The organism is Ruegeria sp. HKCCD6428 (assembly GCF_013110595.1).
Taxonomy (GTDB): domain Bacteria; phylum Pseudomonadota; class Alphaproteobacteria; order Rhodobacterales; family Rhodobacteraceae; genus Ruegeria.
Map to the genome: position 1 here is coordinate 281,210 of NZ_WVQX01000004.1, position 21,423 is coordinate 302,632.

The window sequence follows — 21,423 nt, forward strand, 5'->3', positions numbered from 1 at the left end:
AAGCAATCGCATGGCCACCTTCGCTAAATGGATCTGTGTTGCGTGACAGCAAGACCAGTCACCGGTGACGGTGCTCAGGCAATCTGCTGGTAGATTTCAGCAACTTTGGTAACGGCCGCCTCGGGGCTCAGTTCCTCGCTTTCGCCGGTCCGGCGGCAAGTCAGTTCAACGACACCATTCTTCAGGCCACGCGGCCCGACCGTGATCCGCCAGGGCAGACCAATCAGATCCATGGTCGCAAACTTGCCCCCTGCCCGTTCATTACGGTCATCATAAAGCGGCTCCAGCCCCAAGGCTGTCAGAGCATTGTAGATTTTGTCACAGGCCGCATCCGCTTCTTCATCGCCCTGCTTCAGGTTCACGATGCCGCAATGGAACGGGGTCACGCCCTCGGGCCAGATAATGCCTTTGTCGTCATGGCTGGCCTCGATGATTGCGCCGACCAGACGGCTGACGCCGATCCCGTGGCTGCCCATATGCACCGGAACCGGTTTTCCATCCGGGCCCTGCACGGTGGCGCCCAGCGGCTCTGAATACTTCGTGCCGAAATAGAAGATCTGCCCAACTTCGATACCACGCGCCACGCGGCGGCGTTCTTCGGGGATCTGATTGAACAGCGCCTCGTCATGCGTTTCATCCGTGCGTGCGTATTTCGAGGTGAACTCTTCCAAGATCGCCTGACACTGTTCGCGGCTGTCATAGTCAATCTCACGATCACCAAAGGTAAGATCGGTGACGGCGCTGTCATAGAAGACCTCGGATTCACCAGTGTCAGCCAGCACGAGGAACTCATGGGTGTCATCGCCGCCGATGGGCCCCGAATCCGCGCGCATCGGGATCGCCTGAAGGCCCATACGCTCGTAGGTACGCAGATAGCTGACAAGATGGCGATTATAGGCGTGCAGCGCATCTTCCTTGGTGAGGTCGAAGTTGTAGCCGTCCTTCATATAGAACTCGCGGCCCCGCATCACGCCGAAACGCGGGCGGATTTCGTCGCGGAATTTCCACTGGATCTGATAGAGGGTCAGCGGAAGGTCTTTGTAGCTGTTCACGTGGCCGCGAAAAATATCGGTCACCAGTTCTTCGGCCGTGGGCGTGAACAGCATGTCCCGGTCATGCCGGTCCTTCATGCGCAGCATTTCCTGCCCGTAATCGTCATAGCGGCCGGATTCGCGCCACAAATCCGCCGATTGGATGATGGGCATCTGGATCGCGATGTGACCGGCCCGGGCCTGTTCTTCATGGACAATGTTTTCCAGCTTGCGCAGCACTTTGAAACCCAGCGGCAGCCAGGAATATATCCCGGCAGAAGCCTGCTTGATCATCCCGGCACGCAGCATCAGCCGGTGGCTAACGATCTGGGCCTCGGACGGGTTTTCCTTGAGAACGGGCAGAAAGTAACGGCTGAGGCGCATGAACGATCCTATTTGTCTAGCGAAAGCCCGAATGCTCTACGCGATCCACAAAGGCTAGGCAAGGCGGCGCATCATTCAGGCTTGCGCAGCAAATAGGTGTAATAGTTGCACGAACCAAAGAACGTGCCTTCCCGCGCGGCTACTTTCTGACCTTCGGCCCATTTCAAGGCGGTCTCGGCGTCGATCGCGCCTGCCTGAATGCACGGGCCGACATAGGCGTCGATCATGTTTCCGAAAAACGAGGTCTGGCCAGCCTCGGCCAGCAATTCCGGGATGAAACCGGCAACTTCCAGCCCCGCCTGCCGGGCCAGGAACGGAAGATGCCGCAGAACGAACGGATTGCCGACAACCGTCTGCAAGATTGCGTCCACCGCCATCGCGTTGGCGTCAGTGTCGCCAGCACCGATCGTCAACGACGCATAGTCGCCATCGAAAATGGCGATCGTGCCGCCGGGCCGCGTCAGCCGCGCGGCTTCCTCTAGCATCGCCGTCGGCTCCGCCACATGGCTGATCACCGTATGTGCGATGACGATATCAAAGCTGCCTTGGCCGTCACCGGTGTTTCGGGAATCCGCAACCTCGTACCGAATGCGCCCCGCCAACCCCGCGGCATCCGTCTTTTCCATTGCTACCTTGATCAGTTCCGCTGCCAGATCCGACCCGACAATCTCGCATTCCGGGCCGACCCGGTCAGCCAGCGCCCGTGTCACGACGCCCGTGCCACAGCCCAGATCGACAATGCGGTGGCACGAGGCCCAGTCGAGCCGGTCGAAATAGCGTTCGCGCATTTTCACGAAATCCGGCATTTCGCCGCGAAACTCCAGACGGTCCGCGACGACGCGAACCGTGTCTTCCCCCTGTTGATCCAGGCTCTGATAGATGTCGGGCATTGCTCCGTCCCCCAAGGCAGGGCGTCAGTATAGCACGTTTCGGCCCGGCACGTCGGCTCTCTGCGCTGGCGGGCTGTGAAAGCGACGCCGGACAATGGCGCATTTGCGACCCAAGGTCAGTCGGGTTTTTGATTGACCCGCCAATTGGGAATTTCAATTGTGGCGGGAACACAAACACTAGGAGGCGCTGTTGCAGACAATTCAGGAACCCGCCCGGCAGATACCTGTCATCCACCAGACCGATATTCTGGTCGTGGGCTCTGGCCCGGCCGGGTTGGCAGCAGCGCTGGCAGCGGCCCGCGCAGGCGCAGACGTGTCGCTAGTTGACCGGTTCGGCTGTATGGGCGGCAACATCACTGCCGTCGGCGTCGAAGGATTCGCCTGGTACCGGCACGAGCAAACCGTCGAGGCCGGCGGCATCGGGACGGAGTTCGAAACCCGCGCCAAAGAGATGGGCGCGGCGGTGCCCGAAAGCCAGTCGCTCAGCTATGAACTGGACAGCGAAGGGTTCAAGCTGGTGGCGGACAAGCTGATCGAAGAGGCGGGTGTTCATCCGATGCTGCACCGGCAATTCGTCGCCCCCATCATGGAAGGGGACCGGATCACTGGCATCATCACCGAATCCAAGGCCGGGCGCGAGGCGATACTGGCCAAGGTGGTAATCGATGCCACCGGCGACGCCGATGTGGCCCATCGCGCGGGGGCCCCGACGCATAAAACACCACGAGAGGACATGATGGCGGCCTCTGTCATGTTCCATCTGGCCGGGGTGGACAAGCGCGCCTTTATGGAAGGCGTCAAAGCCGATCCGCAGACCTACAAGGACTGGGGCGGCGGCGGTGAGTGGAACATCGAAACCAGCGGCAAAGAGGACGACATGTTCTCGCCCTTTGTGCACAAGCCCTTCCAGCAGGCCATCGATCAGGGGCTGATCCCGCCCCATCTGAATACCATTGCCGGCACCTGGGGCGCGATGCATGACACGGGCGAGCTGACCTACATGAACCTCATCCATCTGGCCGAGATTGATGGGACCGACCCCGACAGCCTGACACGTGGCGAGATCGAAGGCCGCCGTCAGACCATGCTGGCCATCGAGGCGCTGCGCCGGTTCATGCCGGGATGCGAGAACGCGCGGCTTCGGAATTTCGGGATGACCATCGGTATTCGCGACACCCGCAAGATCGATGCGGTCTACAACATGACCGAAAACGACGCCCGCCATCAGGGCCGGTTCGAGGACACGATCGGCATCTACCCCGAATTCATCGACGGCTATGGCATTCTGATCCTGCCGACCACGGGGCGGTATATGCAGGTCCCCTACCGCTCGATGCTGCCCAGGGGCGTCAAGGGCCTGCTGGTCGCTGGGCGGTCGCATGGTGCGGACCGGGTGGCCCATGCCGCCACGCGCAACATGGCCTGCTGCGCCGTCATGGGCCAGGGTGCGGGCATTGCGGCGGCCATGGCACTGAAAAGCAATCAGAGCCTGGACCAATTGAACCTGGCACCTGTTCACACGGAACTAGAGCGTCAGGGGGTCAGGATTCACTGATGGACAGGATTCCGACAATAGACATCTCGCCGCTGTCCGATCCCGGCAGCGCAGCCTTTGCCGCAACGGTACAAGGCATAATTGAGGCCTGCACAGGAATCGGGTTTCTGTCCATCACCGGGACAGGTGTGTCCCAGCAGACGGTGGATCAGGTCCGTCAGACCACACGAGAGATCTTTGCCATCAATGAAGCCCGCAAATGGGATCAGGCCATCACGCGCGAGAATTATCGCGGTTATATCCCGATGGGTTTTTTCACACCGAATGACGGATCCGGCAAAGCCGACAAATACGAGGGTTACAAGCTGCACCACGAGGTTGCCGCCACCGACCCCGTGCGCAGTGAATGTGCCCTGTACGGCCCAAATCTGTGGCCCGCCGAAGTTCCCCGCGCCAAAGAGGTCATCCTGGATTATTGGCGTCAATTGGATCAGGTCACTGATGTGTTGTTGGGCGCATTGGAATCCGGCCTGAACTTGACCTCTGGCATTTTGCGCGACGCGTTCCGCAACCCGATGACCAATATGACATTGCTGCACTATCCCCCGCAGGCCGCGGAAGAAGCGGGCTATGGCATCCATCCGCACAAGGATACGGACGCACTGACCATCATCGCGCCCGATCCGGTGGGCGGGCTCGAGGTGCAGACCCGCAGCGGCAAGTGGATTTCACCGGACTGCCCACTCGGTGGTTTCGTGGTGAATATCGGCGACATGCTGGAACTTTGGTCAGGCGGGCGATTGAAATCCACGCCACATCGGGTGGTCAACCGGTCGGGCAAGGAACGGTATTCTTTCCCTTATTTCGCCGTACCCCGCCATGACGTCATTGTTGAACCGTTGTTGCCCGCCCTGCCCGGTTTCGACCGCCCGGCGGTTCATTGTGGGCACTGGTCGGCAGAAATCTGGCGCACCAACTGGCCCGATGAAGCCGCAGAAGAAGACACCCCTGAACTGGGGACGTTGCACGATTGAAACGGGCAAAGCCCGTGCCCATGAAGCGCTTGCATCATGGGCTTTGATGCGCCAAGAACGCCTGCAAAGGCCTGAACAAGGGGATCACGATGGCTTTGCCGGTAAAGGATCAGCTGAGATACTGGGGCGTCGCCGCTGCGGTTTTTGTTTTGATCCTCTGGGCTTTGGGGGATGTCCTGCTGCCCTTCGTCATAGGCGGAGCAATTGCGTATTTCCTTGATCCCGTTGCGGATCGGCTGGAGAGGTTGGGCCTGTCGCGCATCGCAGCCACAGCCATCATCACCGTCATCGGGATTTTGGGGTTTATATTGGCGATCCTGATGGTCGTGCCCGCCCTGATTACTCAATTGCTGGATCTGATCGACGTTCTGCCTGACCTTTTCAAGCAATTGCGCGGGTTCATTGAAAAACAATTCCCGTCGCTGCTGGACCGGGAATCAAACACTCATCAGATGCTGGTGTCCTTCGGTGACATGCTGAAGTCCAAGACCGGGGATGTTCTGCAAACGGTTCTTGCCTCACTCGGGTCCGCGATAAACATTGTTGTCCTTCTGGTGATCGTGCCCGTCGTGGCTGTTTACCTGCTGCTGGACTGGGATCGCATGGTCGCTCGCATCGGAGAGCTCCTGCCGCGTGACCACGCCCCCACCATCAGGCGGCTGGCCGGTGAGATTGACGCCGTGCTGGCCTCTTTCGTGCGCGGGATGGGAACGGTCTGCCTGATCCTAGGTACTTACTATGCCGTCGCGCTGATGCTTGCCGGTCTGCAATTCGGCCTGATCGTAGGGTTCATCGCGGGGCTGGTCACGTTCATCCCCTATCTGGGCGCCCTGATCGGAGGCTCATTGGCCATCGGGCTGGCGCTATTTCAGTTTTGGGGTGATTGGGCACATGTCGGACTGATCGCGGGGATCTTTGCCATCGGGCAGGTCACCGAGGGGAATTTCCTGACACCCAAACTGGTAGGCAGCTCTGTCGGGCTGCACCCGGTCTGGCTGCTGCTGGCACTGTCGGTCTTTGGGGCCTTGTTCGGCTTTGTCGGCATGCTGATCGCCGTGCCCGTGGCCGCAGCATTGGGCGTGCTGGCCCGATTTGCCACATCGCTGTACTTGGACAGCCGACTTTATACCGGTCTTGAACGTCAGGATCAGGAAACCGAGTAAATGGCCCGACAACTCAGCTTTGATCTGCCCGCCAAAACTGCGCTCGGGCGAGAGGACTTTTTTGTGTCGCCTGCCAATGCCTTGGCCGTGGCGATGATCTCGGCCACATCCTGGCCGGGAAACAAGCTTGTTCTGACCGGCCCGGCTGGCGCGGGCAAAACCCATCTGGCGCATGTCTGGGCCGCGGAAACCGGCGGGCGCATCATTCAGGCTGCGGATTTGCGGTATGACGACGTGCCGGATCTGGCACGCAGGCCGATTGCCGTCGAAGACGTGCCCATGATCGCCGACGATCCCGACCAGCAGAAAACGCTGTTTCACCTGCATAATCTGGTTCTGGCCGAAGGGAACGCCCTGCTTATGACTGGTCGGCTGGCCCCGAAATTCTGGGAATTGCCACTGGCCGACCTGCAAAGCCGGGTCGAAGGCGCTCATCACGTGGCGCTGGATCCGCCCGACGATGCGTTGCTGGGTGCGGTTCTGGCCAAACTGTTCGTAGATCGGCAGCTGAACCCCGGCCCCGAGGTAATCGCCTATCTGGTCAAACACATGGATCGTCGATTTGAAACTGCGGCCGACGTAGTGGAGCAACTGGATCAATTGGCCCTTATGGAAAAGCGCGACATCACCCGTTCCCTGGCCGTGCGGGTTCTGAACATGAGCCCGGACGAGATCGAGACGGGTGATTGACCCGCACCCGCCAATTTCGCATCCTCACACAGCATTATCTGGAAGACACATGGATCAGACCGCTGCAACCGACATCCCTGACTGGGGACCTTTCGGAAAGCCACTGTTCGACGAGCCTGGAACCCGGGCATTGTCGCGTGTCGGAGTTGTCGATGTCGGATCCAACTCGGTCCGGATGGTCATCTTTGACGGTGCGGCCCGATCGCCGGCCTATTTCTACAATGAAAAGGTCATGTGCGAATTGGGCGCGGGCCTGTCCGAGACCGGGCGACTGAACCCGCGTGGGCGCGAACGGGCACTGGCGGCGCTGCGGCGGTTTCAGAATCTGGCGGTTGATCTGGAATTGCCGGGCCTGCATGTCGTGGCCACGGCAGCTGTGCGCGAGGCCAAGGACGGGCCGGATTTCTGCGATCAGGTCAAGGCAGAGACCGGGCTGCACGTGGAAGTCATCGACGGGGAAGAAGAAGCCCGTTTATCAGCTCAGGGAGTGCTGCTGGGATGGCCCGGAGCCTATGGCCTGATCTGCGACATCGGCGGGTCGTCGATGGAACTGGCCGAGATCGGAGACGGTCAGGTCGGCCGCCGCCTGACTTCGGCCCTCGGGCCGCTGAAACTGCGCGATATCAAGGGCGGACGGCGCGCACGCAAGGCCCATATCAAAAGCACGATGGAACAGCTGCGCGATCAAATGGGTCCGCAGCGGGATCGTCTGTTTCTGGTTGGCGGCAGCTGGCGGGCCTTTGCCCGGCTGGACATGCTGCGGCGGGGCTATCCGCTGAACGTGCTGCATGAATACCGGATGACGACAAAACAGGTTCGTGAAACGATCAAGTTCATTGAAAAGAACGATCATGAAAAGCTGCGCAGCCAGGCCGGTGTATCCAGCTCGCGGATGTCGCTCATCCCCTACGCGATGGATGTTCTGGCCCGGCTGATCCGAACGTTCAAACCGAAGGACATCGCCATATCCAGCTATGGGATCCGTGAGGGATTGCTGTATGAACAGATGTCGCAGGAGTTGCGCGACCGGGACCCGTTGATCGAAGCCAGCCTTTTTTCCGAATCCAAGGATGCCCGCCTGCCCGGATTTGGCAGAAACCTCTATGATTTCGTGATGCCGCTGTTCAAATCAGCGCCCCCCAGCAGCGTTCGACTGATCAAGGCTGCATGCCTACTGCACGATGTCAGCTGGCGTGCTCATCCCGATTACCGGGCCGAAGTCTGTTTCGACAACGTCACCCGCGCCAATCTGGGTGGCTTGAAGCATTCAGAACGTGTCTTTATCGGGCTTGCCTTGCAGCACCGGTATCGCAACAAACGCGAGGGAAACCGCTTTGCGCCCCTGTATGATCTGCTGGACGAAAAAGGCCAGAAAGACGCCGAGATTCTGGGCAAGGCCATGCGCTTTGGCGCGATGCTGTGGATGCACAATGACGCCAATATGGGGCGTCTGAAATTCTATCCCAAAAAGCGGGAGTTGGAGCTGTACCTGCCCGAAGCAGCAGCCCCCCTGTTCAGCGAAGTTGCCGAAGCGCGCCTTAATTCACTGGCGAACGCCCTGAAATCCGATACGCGCGTGATCATCAAGGGCTGACCCTCGATCCGATCAGATATCAGTTGCCCCTTCGGGCAATTCTTCACCTTCATTTTCAGGCTCTGCCGGATCCTCGGCCTGTTTCCTGCGGATGATGATATCGCCATTGGGCAAGATCTCGGGCGCTTCATAAGCGCTCCAATCCTTGATCTCGGCCCCCAGCTCGGCCAGTGCGGGGCCCATTTCCCGCAAGAACGACTGCATTGCCGGGCCAAACTCATCCGCAAGGCCCAGCAGATCATCCAGTGCCGGTTCCATTTCCTTGCGCAGACCTTCGAAAAACAGCTCGGCCCCCTGCTCCATCAGGGATTTGCTGTTGTCTTCCTGCGAAAGGGCGGGCGCGGCGATGCCGGCAGTGATCATGCTGATCAGCAAAACGTGTTTCATACCTAGAATATAGCGCCCCAGCCGCAGGCGTGAAAGGTCACAGGTCGATGTCCAGTGTGACCGGGAAATGATCCGACGCCGTCAGCAGCGCCTGTCGCAGGTCCGGTGCGGACCAACAGGCCGCGTCGCGAAACGGATGCCAAATGCGCCAGGCCGAGCGGTATGCACGCAGATCCTGGGTTATCATTATGTAATCCAGAAGAGCCTCGAGAAACCTGCCTTCTTCCGGGCGGGCAAAGCGCGCCGTGGAGGGTATCGATCCGGGGCGAAAACCATGAGCCGTCACCGCGTGCGGGTCGAACAAACCTGCCTCCAGCAAAATCTCGACCGAAGAGCGGCCGAACAGATGCTCGAACTCATCCAGCCCGGGGCCGTCGTTCAGGTCTCCCAGCAGAATGACGGGTTCCTGGCTGGCAACGTGCATCTCGACCCGCCTGGCCAGCCAGACCGCCTGCGCCAGTTGCTTGCGGCGGTTGGCAATCGAGATCCGGATCGCCTCATCCCGCGACCCGGCCCCATGCGGAGCCTTGGATTTCAAATGAGCTCCGATCAGCCGGACGTCGTGTCCCGACTGCGTCGTCACCGCCAATTCCATCGGTGGTTTGGAAAACCGCACGACATCCTCGGTCGCATCAATATCCAGATCGATTCTGAACGCACCATCGAACCGGGGGGCCAAGGGGTCGTCGATGTCACCCTTGGGATCATGGCGCACGGTGAGAATGGTCCTGTCGTAGAGCAGCGCCAGCTCTTGATGGGTGTCGTTGGCAAATCCCATCACCGCGTCAGAGATGCGCAGATCGAACGCCTCGGCAAAGGTTTGCAGGGCCCGCACCGTGTTCTGGCGTTTGCCGGTGTTCGGAGCCTCGACAATCAATACCGCATCCGCGTCAATCGCGATCAGCACTTTTGCAATCGCCTCGACCTGCTGCGCCTTGGTGACATCATGCCGACCGGACCAGGTGTCATCGACGATCAGATTGTCGTTTTGATCAAAAAGATTGGCAAACCATTCGATATTGTAGGTCGCCAGCCGCATCCTGTCAGGCCCGCGCGCCGTTGATCTCATCCCAGGCGCGGTTGATGTCGATCATCTTTTTCTCGGCCAGTCTGATCGCCTCTTCCGGGACACCGCGCGCCATCATGGCGTCCGGGTGCGTTTCGCGGACCAGCCTTCGCCAGACTTTGCGGATATCGGGCAAGGGCATGTCCTGCGGCACGCCCAGAACCGTGTAAGGATCTTTTGGCGCATCCGGCACAAATCGCGCCCGCAATGCTTTGAATTGAGCGTCGGACTGCCCGAAGATCTTGCTCACTTCCTCCAAGAACGCGTTCTCATTGGGATGGTAGAACCCATCGGCCATGGCGATGTGAAACAGCCCCTCCATCAGGTCGCAAAGCGTGGTGCTGTCTTCGGCGAACATCCGGGCGATCTTGCGGGCATAATCCTGATACCCCGCCACATCCGTGCGCGCCATGTTGAAGACCCGCGCGGCATCTTCTTCGTCTTCGCGCGCGATCTGGAACACATCGCGGAAGGCAGTGACTTCATCTCGTGTCACCTGACCGTCTGCCTTGGCCATTTTGGCGCCCAGGGCAATCACCGCAATCGTGAACGCCACCGATCGTTCCGGAGGTGTTCGCAGCTTTTCAAAAACTGCGGCCAGGCTTTCGCCTTGGGCCAGCGCGCTGAGCGCATCGGATATGCGGGTCCAGATCGACATGGGCGTACACTAGCGTCACAATTCGGGACTGTCAGGTGCGACAGATCATTCAGGTGAAAGAATTTTCTGCATCAGCACAAGATCCAGCCATTGACCCCATTTGAACCCTACTTCGGGCATGCGACCAACCTGTGAAAAGCCCAGCGCCGCGTGAAACGCCACGGCGCCCGGATTGGCCGAGGAAATGCCTGCAACCAAAACATGCACACCGTCGGTTCGTGCGGCCGCCTCAAGCGCTTGCATCAAAGCACGCCCAACGCCTTTTCCGCGCGCATCCGGTGACAGCTGGATCGAGTGTTCGCGCGTTTGCGCGTATCCGGGGCCCGCACGAAACCGGGCATAGGTGGCAAAACCAACAACTTGCCCATCATGTTCGGCGACCAGGAATCCGGTGCCCCGCGCCGTAATATCCTCGGTGATTTGCGTCGTGCTGCGCTCATCGGTCGTGAAGGTGATCAAGGACTCGCGGATGATCGCATTGGTGATCCTGGCGATTGCGGGCGCATCCGCCGCCATGGCCGGGCGAATGATCATTCCAGCACCCGGACCCCATGAGGCGTCTCGAACTCCGCCCTGAGCGCGGCCGGACCGGTGTCGAACACCACCTGATCCAATGCACCAAGATGTCTGGCCAGCGTCAACGCATCCGGGTGGTACACAACCAAACGCTGCAGCCGACAGCCGCTGTTTTGCAGCATGTCGGCCGGGTGAAGGTCGCCCTGCCATTCGATGAGTGCGGGAAACAAATTGTCGAACGGCAAGCGCCCGGTTGGTGGAACCGCCATGCGCCACCGCAGCGCGCCCCGGGTCAGGTCGATCGGTTGCCCGACACCATCGGGAAACACCGCAAGCGAAGCTTCGATATCCTCGACCCGGCAAATCCAGTTGGTCAGACGCGGGCTGCCCTCGAAACGGTCCAGATCGAACCACCGCGTTCTGCCAGGTCTTTGCGCCTGCGGGTCGATCGCAATCGCCTCCAGATAGAGCCCGCCCCTGAGGCCCAGCAACTTGTTGTATGTCCCGAACGTCTCGTGCTTGCCGCCGGGTTGCAGCGCAACGCCAAGCGCTTGTTCGATATGGGCAGATGCGTCTTCCAGCGTTTCACCCGCGACGGCCAGATGATCCAGTAACATGTGCCACCTCCTGCAAGTTTACGGCCAGACCCTTGCGGATCTGGCCGTATGTTTCCGCCAAAGAGGCGCGATCACAAGATGTTTCGACGAAAAACCCGACCTTCGTCAGCCGCGCGCTTCGCTGATCAGGCGCAGGATGTCCTGAGCGGCCTCGGGAATGTTGGTGCCCGGGCCAAAGATGGCCTTGACCCCATGATCATAAAGGAACTGGTAATCCTGCTGCGGGATCACCCCGCCGCAGATCACGATGATGTCATCGGCCCCGGCCTTTTTCAGCTCTTCCACCAGTTGCGGAGCCAGTGTCTTGTGCCCTGCCGCCTGCGAGGAAATACCGACCACATGCACGTCATTGTCCACCGCGTCCTGCGCAGCCTCGGCCGGGGTCTGGAACAAGGGGCCAACGTCTACGTCAAACCCGATATCGGCGAACGCGGTGGCAATCACCTTGGCCCCACGGTCATGACCGTCCTGCCCCATCTTGACCACCAGCAGACGGGGGCGACGGCCTTCGGCCTCGGCGAATTCCTCGATGGATTTCTGGATCGCGGCAAAGCCTTCGTCACCCTCATAGGCCGCGCCATAAACGCCGGCGAGGGTTTTCACTTCGGCGCGGTGGCGGCCGAATTCCTTTTCCATTGCCATGCTGATCTCTCCTACGGATGCGCGGGCGCGGGCGGCCTCGACCGCAGCAGCCAGCAGGTTTCCGCCCTCTTGGGCAGCCTTGGTCAAAGCGTCCAGCGCCTGTTGGCAAGCAGCCTCGTCACGGGTTGCACGGATAAGTTCTAATCGCGCGACCTGAGCTTCGCGCACGGCCACATTGTCGACGTCCAGAATATCGATCGGATCTTCCTGTTCCTTGCGATATTTGTTGACCCCGACGATCACCTCTTCGCCGCGGTCGATCATGGCCTGCCGGCGCGCGGCGCTTTCCTCGATGCGCAGCTTGGGCATACCACTGGCCACGGCCTTGGTCATGCCGCCCATTTCCTCTACCTCTTCCATCAGGGCCCAGGCTTTTTCGATCAGCTCATTGGTCAGGCTTTCGACGTAGTAGGACCCCGCCAGCGGGTCGACCACATCGGTCACGCCGGTCTCTTCCTGCAACACCAGCTGCGTGTTCCGGGCGATACGCGCCGAAAAGTCGGTGGGCAGCGCGATCGCCTCGTCCAGAGCGTTTGTGTGCAAGGATTGCGTCCCGCCCAGAACTGCGCTCATCGCCTCATAGGCGGTGCGGATCACGTTGTTGTAAGGGTCCTGTTCCTGCAACGAAACACCTGACGTCTGGCAGTGGGTGCGCAGCATTTTTGACCGTTCGGATTTCGCGCCGAACTCAGTCATGACCCGGTGCCAAAGCGTGCGCGCGGCGCGCAGTTTGGCGATCTCCATGAAAAAGTTCATGCCGATGGCAAAGAAGAACGACAGCCGGCCTGCGAACTTGTCCACGTCCATCCCGGCCTGTGTCGCTGCACGGACATATTCGCGCCCGTCGGCCAGGGTATAGGCCAGCTCCTGCACTAGGTTCGCGCCGGCCTCTTGCATGTGATAGCCCGAGATCGAGATTGAGTTGAATTTAGGCATCTCGTTCGACGTGAACTCGATAATGTCCGAGATGATCCGCATCGACGGTTCGGGCGGATAAATATAGGTGTTGCGCACCATGAACTCTTTCAGAATGTCATTCTGAATGGTGCCCGACAAAACAGATTTGTCGTGACCCTGCTCTTCACCCGCGACGATGAAACTCGCCAGAATCGGGATCACAGCACCGTTCATGGTCATCGAGACAGAAACCTTGTCCAGCGGGATGCCATCGAACAGGATCTTCATGTCCTCGACACTGTCGATGGCCACACCGGCCTTGCCCACGTCACCGACGACACGCGGGTGGTCGCTGTCATAGCCGCGGTGGGTGGCCAGATCGAAGGCAACTGAAACACCCTGCTGGCCCGCCGCCAGGTTGCGGCGATAGAAGGCGTTGGATTCTTCGGCGGTCGAAAAGCCCGCATATTGACGGATCGTCCACGGACGGCCCGCATACATCGTGGCCTTCACACCGCGTGTAAACGGACCAAAGCCCGGCAGCGAACCCATATGCGGCAAACCGGCGGTGTCTTCTTGCGTATAGAGCGGTTTGACCGCAATGCCTTCCAGCGTCTCTTTGGTCAGGTCGTCCAGCGGACGTCCGCGCAGCTCTTTCTCGGCCAGCGCTTTCCAATCCTTGGTGTCGGTCATTTCGGTTTCCTCTTGTCAATTCGGATGGCGGCAGTCGAAAGCTTCCGCATTGAGGTCTTGCGCTTGGCCGTTTCATTCAGCCGCAAGCGCGACATTTTGAGTGTTTGGTACAAATCGTCGGTCGCAATCGGTGGCACAGAGGCTATATTCGAAGGAACAGGAGGCCACATGACACGCACGCTTGCCTTTGTTTTCTTGGCACTAATCCCGATGTCTGTCTGGGCGGCGGATGGCACGGCGACGACGGATGACAGTTTTGTCCGCCCGGTAGGTGACAGCGAACTCAGCGAGTTTCTTTGGGTCAACCGACCTATCGTAGTCTTTGCCGACACGCCGGCGGACCCGCGGTTCCAGCAACAGATCGACATGCTGCTCGAAGGCGAAGCCGCAATGCGTGAGCGTGACGTGGTGGTTCTGACCGATACCGACCCATCGGCGCGGTCGCCGATCCGGTCACAGCTGCGCCCGCGTGGGTTCCAGATGGTATTCGTCGACAAGGACGGCGTGGTCAAACTGCGCAAACCTTCTCCGTGGAGTGTGCGCGAGATTGGCCGGTCCATCGACAAGACACCCCTGCGCGAACGCGAAATCCGCGAACGCCGCGAAGGCGGCTGAACGCTTTCGCCACCCCGAAAGACCCCGGCACGGAATGCCGGAGGCTTTGACTGGTATGGCAAAAGCGCAGTCATGATCACTCGAACTCGATGATCACTTCGTCCACGGCGAGGCTGTCGCCGGGGCCTGCATTGATCTTGGCAACGGTGCCCTTCCTCTCGGCGCGCAGGATGTTTTCCATCTTCATCGCCTCGATGGTGCACAGCGCCTGGCCTTCCTGCACCTCTTGCCCCACTTCGACGTCGATCTTCACGACCAGGCCGGGCATCGGGCACAGCAGCATTTTCGAAGTGTCCGGCGGCAGTTTTTCAGGCATCAGACGCGCCAGTTCGGCCTGGCGCGGAGTGCGTATCTGCACCTTGAGATCCGCGCCGCGGTTACGGATGCGGAACCCGCCCGAGATCTTGCCCACCTTCATGACCAGCGGCGCGTCATCGACCGTCATGACAGCAAGCTGATCACCCGGTGTCCAATCACCCGTCACCCGCATTTCCTGACCGTCGTCAAACCTGATCGTGGCCCCATCCTGGTCCGCGTCAACCTTGACGGGCCACTGGATCTCGCGCCCGAAGGAGACGACCCAATCGGTGCCGACCTTGCGTTCGTGATTGTCCATCCGGCCCGACACGCGGGACCGGCGAATTTCAGCGACGCGATGCATGGCCGCGCAGGACGCCGCAATCCGGCGCAGGTCTGCCTCGGCCAGTTCGACGCCCTCGAACCCGTCGGGGTATTCCTCGGCGATGAAGGCCGTGGTCATATCGCCGCTGATGAATTTCGGATGATCCATCACGGCGGACAGGAACGGCAGGTTGTGGCCAATGCCCTCAACCTCGAAACTGTCCAGCGCCACGCGCATCGCCTCGATCGCCTGATCACGGGTCGGAGCCCAGGTACACAGTTTGGCAATCATCGGGTCGTAATACATGCTGATCTCACCGCCTTCATAGACGCCGGTGTCATTTCGAACGGCAACATCGCCTTCGGGCGCATCCCCCTGCCATTTGCCGTTGGCCAGCATCGGTCCGGCTGCCGTCTCCTGAGGCGGGCGATACCGGGTCAGACGGCCAATCGAGGGCAGGAAGCCGCGATACGGATCCTCGGCGTACAGGCGGTTTTCGATCGCCCATCCGGTCAGTGACACGTCGTCCTGCGTGATCGACAGCTTTTCACCCGCTGCCACGCGGATCATCTGTTCGACCAGATCAACACCTGTGATCAGTTCGGTAACAGGGTGTTCCACCTGCAAGCGCGTGTTCATTTCAAGGAAATAGAAGTTCTTTTCACCGTCAACGATGAACTCGACTGTGCCTGCGCTGGAATAGCCCACGGCCTTGGCCAGCGCCACGGCCTGTTCCCCCATGGCCTTGCGCGTCGCTTCGTCCAGAAACGGCGACGGCGCCTCTTCCACGACTTTCTGGTTACGGCGCTGGATCGAGCATTCGCGCTCGCCCAGGTAGATACCGTTTCCATGACTGTCGCAAAGAACCTGAATTTCGATGTGACGCGGTTGGGTCACAAATTTCTCGATGAAGATCCGGTCATCCCCGAACGAGCTTGCGGCTTCGTTCTTTGACGACTGGAAGCCCTCGCGCGCTTCGTCATCATTCCACGCGATCCGCATACCCTTGCCACCGCCCCCGGCGCTGGCCTTGATCATGACAGGATAGCCGATCTGGTTCGAGATTTTGACCGCCTCTTCCGCGTCTTCGATCAGCCCCATGTATCCGGGAACTGTCGACACGTTTGCTTCCTGAGCGATTTTCTTCGAGGTAATCTTGTCGCCCATCGCCTCGATCGCGCCTTTCGGAGGACCGACAAACGCCACGCCTTCGGCTTCCAGCGCCTCGGCAAACTTGGCGTTTTCGGACAGGAAGCCATAACCGGGATGGACCGCCTGCGCGCCGCTCTGGCGGATGGCGTCCATGACCTTGTCGATCACGATGTAAGACTGGTTTGCAGGTGGCGGGCCGATATGAATGGCTTCGTCCGCCATCGACACATGCAGCGCGTTCTTGTCCGCGTCCGAGAAAATGGCGACGGTGCCGATACCCATCTTGCGGGCGGTCTTGATAACCCGGCAGGCGATCTCGCCCCGGTTGGCGATCAGGATCTTATTGAACATGGAACGTCCTTTGGCTTGGTGTTCTGGAAACGCAAAACGCCGCCGCAGGGAACAATCCCCACGACGGCGTGATGCGCGATGACGGGCGGGACGACATGCGCCCCGCAAAATATGCGTTAGTTACAGGTATTCTGCGTTTTGCAGTACAGCACGTTGCCCGCCGCACCGACTGCTGCGCCAAACAACGGGTCCGCGCTGAGGACCGCTGCCCCCACTGCCCCGGCACCTCCGCCGAGGATTGCCTGTTCGCCCGTGGTGTCTCCGCAGGCGGCCAGGCCCGCGCAGGTCGCCGCAGCAAGGATGAAGCGTGAGAATCGCATTGTATCTGCCCTTTTTGGTTTCTTGGTTCTTTAGAGGTCAGATGCGCGAAACACGCCCTGTTATTCAATATCAACGGACGCGCAGGCGAATTTTGTGCGGGATTTTGCCTTTTTTTGTCCGTTACTGGCAAAAAGAAAAACGCGGACAGGACTATGTGGGGAACACAAGCCTGCCCGCGCAAGGAAGGGGTACGGAATAGTAGGTGCATGTGCGGCGCAGGCAAAGTAGAGCCGCACGGCCTATCCAGTTTGCACAGCACAATATTGCCAGCAAACACAGGATTGTTTCCGATCGGGATTTCGGCTGGAATCTGCCCACACCGGGAAATGCCGCGCAACTTCGCGCCGATACCGGTTCGGTACTTCTCGGGCGTTTGAGGCCGCTTTGCCGTCACAGTTTCGTGACAGATCAAGCTGCTTTCCGCGCGTTTCGCGGTTGCAGCATCACGACCTTCTGCCAGCGACGGGCATACAGAACCGCCTTGCACCAATGCGTTATTCAGGCGGCTCAAGACGTCGTGTTTAAGCGCAATGGAAAACACACATTTTCTTGAAAAATCAACGCCTTCACTTCCCACTCTCGTGATTTCCCAAGGTTTGAACCTCGTGAAACGGTCCGTGTGCACACTCGCACTCAAAGGAATACCCACATGACGAAGACTAGAAAAAAGGCACTCCTGCTTGCTGCCTCCACGCTCAGTGTGACCGGCACGCTTGCCTTTGCCCAGGATGACCAAACCCAAGCCGAGCTTGACGCCTTGCGCGCCCGGGTCGAGGCGCTGGAATCTGGCAGGAACAGCCCCGCCAACGGAGACTTCCGCATCGGCAACACCGTTCTGGATGTTTATGGCTACGTGAAGGCCGACTTCTTCTACGATTTCGATTTCGATCAGGGGGATACGGCGTTCGTGAATGTCATCGGGGAACCCTCGGCTGCGACCGATGGCACATTTGGTGCCACCGTCCGCCAATCGCGGATCGGTCTGCGCACCACCACCCCAAGCGGCATCGGCGATATCGGCGGGCAACTGGAACTTGATCTGTTTGGTTCGGGCGGAACAGCCGAATTGCGTGTACGCCACGCCAATATCACCATCGGTGACAACTGGCTTATCGGTCAGACCTGGACCAACTTCATGCCGCTGGACACCTACCCGACCTCGGTGGAATTCAACGGCCCCGTTGGCATTCCTTTCGCACGGGTTCCGCAGGTTCGCTATACCAACTCTTTCGGAACGAACACGTCCTTCGCCGTTTCGATCGAAGAGAATGTCGGCGGTTCGAATTCGGATGATCCGGTTTTGACCGCATCCGCCGAGTACAATGACGGGACATATGTCGCGCGTGTGTCCGGCCTTTATGGCAAGGCGCAATCCGGCAATATCGAAGTTGATCAAACCGGGTTCACGATATCCGGCTCGGTTCGCCCGTGGCAGGGCGGCCTGTTCCAGGTCAACTATGTGAACGGCGAGGCACTCGGCCCGTACCTGATCGGCCTTGGTGATCCCATCGTGAATGGCCAGGCCAACAACGTGGATGGCTACACCATCGAATTCCGGCAGGATCTGAGCCCGAAATGGAATGTTGGCATTGCATACGGCAAAGAAGACTATGACCTGCCGACCTCGACCGGAACCCTGTCGTTCACCGAACTGGAAACGATCCACGTCAACGCATTTTACAAGGCAACCGAGGATCTGACACTTAGCGCCGAGTACATCTATGGCGAACGGAACGACGCGCCGACCGGCAGAACCTTTGACGGAAACCGCGTTCAGCTGGCCGCTCAGTTGAACTTCTGATGCCGCACACGGATCCTGCCCGGTTTCGGGCAGGGTCATCCCGGAACCGGTCTTGATGGGCTGATATGCGGCGGCTTGGATCACGATTAGCCTGTCCCGTCGATTACGTCGGGAAAGGACGCACGGGCGGCGTCCACATCGATTACTAGCATTGCGTCATAGCTGGCCGGATCAAAAGGATCTTCCGCCGGGATGACTTCGCGCCCGAAAAGCCAGCTGAGACGTCCGGCATCCAGATTGCCCCGCTCGAACGGCTGATCGCCGAAATGCGCCCAAAGGGCCTCCATGAAGGCGGCATCGGCACGTTTGTCCGCCGGTTTGCGATCCCGGAACCGTTCCCGCCGCGTAAGCGGTGTGACGCCTTTGGGATTGGCGCGGCGAATAGTGAACTGAAAATCGGTGCCTGAAAGACGCCCCGGAAACCCGCGATGTTTCAGCATGGCGACACTCCACAGCTTTGTTTTGCAGACAAAAATAGTTCGAACCCGAACTTGGATGGGATCATGTTGCGCATCTCCAAAGCCGCACCGTTGGTCTGAGAAGCTTTGACGTCATGACAGCGTAAGTTCATGGTCAAAGCCCTTCCCAGATACACCGGGACTGCTCAAGCCGGTAGGCTTCAAAATACTGTGTCGCGTCCGGAGCGGTGTCGCCAAATTCCACCGGGCGATCAGACAGGGAAATGACAACTCTGGATGGCTGCAATTCGTGCAGAGCCACATAAGGAACGGCTAGAACCTGGCACAGATGCTCCATATCCTTGGACGCCACGTCATAGCCGATCCGTCCCACTGACGCTCCGATCTTCGGGGCGACAAATCGAAAGCGCACCCAAAGCTCACCGGGGTTGTTGTCCAGCAGGACATCGCTCAGATGCACCGGCTGACCGGACGGCACCGGCAATGAACTGTCTGTCTGGGCAAAAACAGGAACGCCGAGCGCACACAACACCAGACATATGGCACGATCCCGGACCCACCGAAGGCAGGCTCCTCCTTCCGGGATCGCGCGCGCAGTGCTTTTGGCCTGCGCGGTTCTATGTCTGACGGGTCGGATCATTCAACTATTTGTCGCTTTTTGTCAATTCCGCCGCAATTTTGAGCATTTTCGCTAAAAATCGGACTGCCAGTGCCAACAACCGGGGCGGACAACGCCGCCCCGAATGGCTCAAAGCGGAATATTGTCGTGCTTTTTCCAAGGGTTCTTCAGCTGTTTGCCGCGCAAACTGGCAAAGGCTCTGGACACGCGCCGGCGGGTAGAATGCGGCATGATCACCTCGTCGACGAAACCGCGTTCGGCGGCGACAAAGGGGTTCGCAAACCGATCTTCGTAATCGGCGACATGCTGTGCGGTCTTTTCCGCATCATGCAGATCTGCCCGATGAATAATCTCGGTTGCACCCTTGGCACCCATCACCGCGATTTCGGCTGTCGGCCAGGCATAGTTGAAATCGCCGCGCAGATGTTTGGACGCCATAACAACATAGGCACCGCCATACGCCTTGCGCGTGATCACCGTGACCTTGGGCACGGTCGCCTCGCCATATGCATAAAGCAGCTTTGCGCCGTGCTTGATCACGCCGCTATATTCCTGCTGTGTGCCCGGCAGAAAGCCCGGAACATCGACAAGCGTCAGGATCGGAATTTCGAAACAGTCGCAGAACCGCACGAACCGCGCCGCCTTGCGCGAACTGTCGATATCCAAACATCCTGCCAAAACCATCGGTTGGTTCGCCACGACACCAACGGTCTGACCTTCCAGCCGAATAAAGCCGGTGATGATGTTCTTGGCGAAATCTTCCTGAATTTCGTAGAAATCGCCTTCATCGGCTATCTTGGTGATGAGTTCCTTCATGTCGTAGGGCGTGTTCGGATTGTCCGGAACCAGAGTGTCCAGCGAATCCTCGATCCGGTGAGGGTCATCAAAGAACGGACGCACCGGAGGTTTCTCGCGGTTGTTGAGCGGCAGGAAGTCCACCAGTCGGCGCACTTCTGCCAATGCTTCCACATCGTTTTCGAACGCGGCGTCGGCGACCGAGGATTTCTTGGTGTGGGTCGAGGCACCACCCAGTTCTTCGGCCGTTACAACCTCGTTGGTGACCGTTTTGACCACGTCGGGGCCCGTCACGAACATGTATGACGTGTCTTTGACCATAAAAATGAAGTCAGTCATCGCGGGGCTGTAAACCGCACCGCCGGCGCATGGGCCCATGATTACGCTGATCTGCGGAACCACACCCGAGGCCGTGATGTTGCGCTGAAACACTTCGGCATAACCCGCCAGAGATGCCACACCTTCCTGGATTCGCGCACCGCCCGAGTCGTTGATTCCGACAATCGGTGCACCGTTTTGCACCGCCATATCCATGATCTTGCAGATTTTCTGGGCATGCGTCTCGGACAGCGACCCACCAAAGACCGTAAAGTCCTGGCTGAACACATAGACCATGCGTCCGTTGATGGTGCCCCAACCCGTGACAACGCCATCACCCGCAGGTTTTTGTTTTTCCATTCCGAATTCGGTGCAACGATGACTGACGAACATGTCGAATTCTTCAAAGCTGCCCTCATCCAGCAGCAACTCGATCCGCTCTCGCGCCGTCAGCTTTCCGCGCGCATGCTGGGCATCGATCCGCCTCTGCCCGCCGCCCAGTCGTGCGTCGTTGCGGCGGTTTTCCAACTCGGAAAGGATGTCTTTCATGACGATTATCCCCTGTAAAATTTGCCGGGACCCTACCCCTTTGCGCCTCTCATCCAAAGCTCTTTTCGGCAAATTTGCAAATATTCAGCAACAACAATCTGGAT

The 21,423-nt window shown here is 59.3% G+C and carries 20 protein-coding genes; 7 read left to right on the forward strand and 13 right to left on the reverse strand.

From position 1 onward, the window contains the following. Positions 1-74: 74 nt before the first annotated feature. Positions 75-1,415 carry a proline--tRNA ligase gene (proS, locus tag GS620_RS11985; protein WP_152458706.1) on the reverse strand — a complete coding sequence of 447 codons (1,341 nt, stop codon included), beginning with the start codon at positions 1,413-1,415 and terminating at the stop codon, positions 75-77. Positions 1,416-1,486: 71 nt separating this feature from the next. Continuing rightward, positions 1,487-2,305 (reverse strand): methyltransferase domain-containing protein, encoded by an 819-nt coding sequence (locus tag GS620_RS11990; RefSeq protein ID WP_171616042.1) that lies wholly within the window; start codon positions 2,303-2,305, stop codon positions 1,487-1,489. Between the two features lie 190 nt (positions 2,306-2,495). Between GS620_RS11990 and GS620_RS11995 the strand changes: the two genes are divergently transcribed. The 5 genes from GS620_RS11995 to GS620_RS12015 all read left to right on the forward strand — a co-directional run bounded on the left by GS620_RS11995 (position 2,496) and on the right by GS620_RS12015 (position 8,281). Next, on the forward strand, positions 2,496-3,860 hold the full coding sequence (locus GS620_RS11995) for an FAD-dependent oxidoreductase (RefSeq protein ID WP_371809803.1): 1,365 nt from the start codon (positions 2,496-2,498) through the stop codon (positions 3,858-3,860). Then, a complete protein-coding gene (locus GS620_RS12000) occupies positions 3,860-4,834 on the forward strand; it encodes an isopenicillin N synthase family oxygenase (RefSeq protein WP_171205389.1) in 975 nt (324 codons plus the stop codon). The genes GS620_RS11995 and GS620_RS12000 overlap by 1 nt, the downstream gene beginning before the upstream one ends. Before the next feature lie 89 nt (positions 4,835-4,923). Further along, a complete protein-coding gene (locus tag GS620_RS12005) occupies positions 4,924-5,997 on the forward strand; it encodes an AI-2E family transporter (RefSeq protein WP_152458709.1) in 1,074 nt (357 codons plus the stop codon). Next, positions 5,998-6,687 carry a DnaA ATPase domain-containing protein gene (locus tag GS620_RS12010; RefSeq protein WP_171616044.1) on the forward strand — a complete coding sequence of 230 codons (690 nt, stop codon included), beginning with the start codon at positions 5,998-6,000 and terminating at the stop codon, positions 6,685-6,687. Between the two features lie 49 nt (positions 6,688-6,736). Further along, on the forward strand, positions 6,737-8,281 hold the full coding sequence (locus GS620_RS12015) for a Ppx/GppA family phosphatase (protein WP_152458711.1): 1,545 nt from the start codon (positions 6,737-6,739) through the stop codon (positions 8,279-8,281). Positions 8,282-8,293: 12 nt separating this feature from the next. Here the strand turns inward: GS620_RS12015 and GS620_RS12020 are convergent, their stop codons facing one another. The 6 genes from GS620_RS12020 to scpA all read right to left on the reverse strand — a co-directional run bounded on the left by GS620_RS12020 (position 8,294) and on the right by scpA (position 13,757). Beyond that, complete coding sequence (locus GS620_RS12020) at positions 8,294-8,668, reverse strand: hypothetical protein (RefSeq protein ID WP_171616046.1); 375 nt, start codon at positions 8,666-8,668, stop codon at positions 8,294-8,296. A 37-nt stretch (positions 8,669-8,705) separates the two neighbouring features. Then, the gene (locus GS620_RS12025; RefSeq protein ID WP_171616047.1) at positions 8,706-9,707 is read right to left on the reverse strand and encodes an endonuclease/exonuclease/phosphatase family protein; all 1,002 of its coding nucleotides are present in this window, start codon (positions 9,705-9,707) and stop codon (positions 8,706-8,708) included. A 4-nt stretch (positions 9,708-9,711) separates the two neighbouring features. Continuing rightward, on the reverse strand, positions 9,712-10,392 hold the full coding sequence (locus GS620_RS12030; RefSeq protein WP_171114829.1) for a molecular chaperone DjiA: 681 nt from the start codon (positions 10,390-10,392) through the stop codon (positions 9,712-9,714). Between the two features lie 45 nt (positions 10,393-10,437). Beyond that, on the reverse strand, positions 10,438-10,926 hold the full coding sequence (locus GS620_RS12035) for a GNAT family N-acetyltransferase (protein WP_171616048.1): 489 nt from the start codon (positions 10,924-10,926) through the stop codon (positions 10,438-10,440). Next, the gene (locus tag GS620_RS12040; protein ID WP_171616049.1) at positions 10,923-11,525 is read right to left on the reverse strand and encodes a VOC family protein; all 603 of its coding nucleotides are present in this window, start codon (positions 11,523-11,525) and stop codon (positions 10,923-10,925) included. Before GS620_RS12040 ends, GS620_RS12035 begins: the two co-directional genes overlap by 4 nt. A gap of 105 nt (positions 11,526-11,630) precedes the next feature. Further along, positions 11,631-13,757 (reverse strand): methylmalonyl-CoA mutase, encoded by a 2,127-nt coding sequence (gene scpA, locus GS620_RS12045; protein ID WP_171616050.1) that lies wholly within the window; start codon positions 13,755-13,757, stop codon positions 11,631-11,633. 168 nt (positions 13,758-13,925) lie between these two features. Between scpA and GS620_RS12050 the strand changes: the two genes are divergently transcribed. Continuing rightward, entirely contained in the window at positions 13,926-14,372 is a 447-nt protein-coding gene (locus GS620_RS12050; protein ID WP_171616051.1) for a DUF4174 domain-containing protein, read from the forward strand. Positions 14,373-14,448: 76 nt separating this feature from the next. Here GS620_RS12050 and GS620_RS12055 read toward each other — a convergent pair whose 3' ends face one another. Both GS620_RS12055 and GS620_RS12060 read right to left on the reverse strand, forming a co-directional pair. Then, positions 14,449-16,497, reverse strand: coding sequence for an acetyl/propionyl/methylcrotonyl-CoA carboxylase subunit alpha (locus GS620_RS12055; protein ID WP_171616052.1), 2,049 nt, complete (start codon positions 16,495-16,497; stop codon positions 14,449-14,451). A 116-nt stretch (positions 16,498-16,613) separates the two neighbouring features. Then, on the reverse strand, positions 16,614-16,817 hold the full coding sequence (locus GS620_RS12060; RefSeq protein ID WP_171616054.1) for a hypothetical protein: 204 nt from the start codon (positions 16,815-16,817) through the stop codon (positions 16,614-16,616). 650 nt (positions 16,818-17,467) lie between these two features. On the opposite strand from GS620_RS12060, the gene GS620_RS12065 reads away from it, so the two are divergent. Further along, positions 17,468-18,619, forward strand: a complete 1,152-nt coding sequence (locus GS620_RS12065; protein WP_171616056.1) for a DcaP family trimeric outer membrane transporter — start codon at positions 17,468-17,470, stop codon at positions 18,617-18,619. Between the two features lie 86 nt (positions 18,620-18,705). Here GS620_RS12065 and GS620_RS12070 read toward each other — a convergent pair whose 3' ends face one another. The 3 genes from GS620_RS12070 to GS620_RS12080 all read right to left on the reverse strand — a co-directional run bounded on the left by GS620_RS12070 (position 18,706) and on the right by GS620_RS12080 (position 21,319). Further along, the gene (locus GS620_RS12070; protein ID WP_152458722.1) at positions 18,706-19,059 is read right to left on the reverse strand and encodes a hypothetical protein; all 354 of its coding nucleotides are present in this window, start codon (positions 19,057-19,059) and stop codon (positions 18,706-18,708) included. 133 nt (positions 19,060-19,192) lie between these two features. Next, complete coding sequence (locus GS620_RS12075) at positions 19,193-19,678, reverse strand: DUF6497 family protein (RefSeq protein WP_171114817.1); 486 nt, start codon at positions 19,676-19,678, stop codon at positions 19,193-19,195. 108 nt (positions 19,679-19,786) lie between these two features. Next, a complete protein-coding gene (locus GS620_RS12080; protein WP_171167142.1) occupies positions 19,787-21,319 on the reverse strand; it encodes an acyl-CoA carboxylase subunit beta in 1,533 nt (510 codons plus the stop codon). Positions 21,320-21,423: the final 104 nt, after the last annotated feature.

Bases quoted from the DNA above. Each gene is read 5' to 3' on its own strand.
- GS620_RS12055 (WP_171616052.1), bottom strand. From the start codon at position 16,497: ATGTTCAATAAGATCCTGATCGCCAACCGGGGCGAGATCGCCTGCCGG.
- GS620_RS12030 (WP_171114829.1), bottom strand. From the start codon at position 10,392: ATGTCGATCTGGACCCGCATATCCGATGCGCTCAGCGCGCTGGCCCAA.
- scpA (WP_171616050.1), bottom strand. From the start codon at position 13,757: ATGACCGACACCAAGGATTGGAAAGCGCTGGCCGAGAAAGAGCTGCGC.
- GS620_RS12035 (WP_171616048.1), bottom strand. From the start codon at position 10,926: ATGATCATTCGCCCGGCCATGGCGGCGGATGCGCCCGCAATCGCCAGG.
- GS620_RS12020 (WP_171616046.1), bottom strand. From the start codon at position 8,668: ATGAAACACGTTTTGCTGATCAGCATGATCACTGCCGGCATCGCCGCG.
- GS620_RS12025 (WP_171616047.1), bottom strand. From the start codon at position 9,707: ATGCGGCTGGCGACCTACAATATCGAATGGTTTGCCAATCTTTTTGAT.
- GS620_RS12065 (WP_171616056.1), top strand. From the start codon at position 17,468: ATGACGAAGACTAGAAAAAAGGCACTCCTGCTTGCTGCCTCCACGCTC.
- GS620_RS12060 (WP_171616054.1), bottom strand. From the start codon at position 16,817: ATGCGATTCTCACGCTTCATCCTTGCTGCGGCGACCTGCGCGGGCCTG.
- GS620_RS12050 (WP_171616051.1), top strand. From the start codon at position 13,926: ATGACACGCACGCTTGCCTTTGTTTTCTTGGCACTAATCCCGATGTCT.
- GS620_RS11990 (WP_171616042.1), bottom strand. From the start codon at position 2,305: ATGCCCGACATCTATCAGAGCCTGGATCAACAGGGGGAAGACACGGTT.
- GS620_RS12005 (WP_152458709.1), top strand. From the start codon at position 4,924: ATGGCTTTGCCGGTAAAGGATCAGCTGAGATACTGGGGCGTCGCCGCT.
- GS620_RS12070 (WP_152458722.1), bottom strand. From the start codon at position 19,059: ATGCTGAAACATCGCGGGTTTCCGGGGCGTCTTTCAGGCACCGATTTT.
- GS620_RS12080 (WP_171167142.1), bottom strand. From the start codon at position 21,319: ATGAAAGACATCCTTTCCGAGTTGGAAAACCGCCGCAACGACGCACGA.
- GS620_RS12010 (WP_171616044.1), top strand. From the start codon at position 5,998: ATGGCCCGACAACTCAGCTTTGATCTGCCCGCCAAAACTGCGCTCGGG.
- GS620_RS12000 (WP_171205389.1), top strand. From the start codon at position 3,860: ATGGACAGGATTCCGACAATAGACATCTCGCCGCTGTCCGATCCCGGC.
- GS620_RS12015 (WP_152458711.1), top strand. From the start codon at position 6,737: ATGGATCAGACCGCTGCAACCGACATCCCTGACTGGGGACCTTTCGGA.
- GS620_RS12075 (WP_171114817.1), bottom strand. From the start codon at position 19,678: ATGATCCGACCCGTCAGACATAGAACCGCGCAGGCCAAAAGCACTGCG.
- GS620_RS12040 (WP_171616049.1), bottom strand. From the start codon at position 11,525: ATGTTACTGGATCATCTGGCCGTCGCGGGTGAAACGCTGGAAGACGCA.
- proS (WP_152458706.1), bottom strand. From the start codon at position 1,415: ATGCGCCTCAGCCGTTACTTTCTGCCCGTTCTCAAGGAAAACCCGTCC.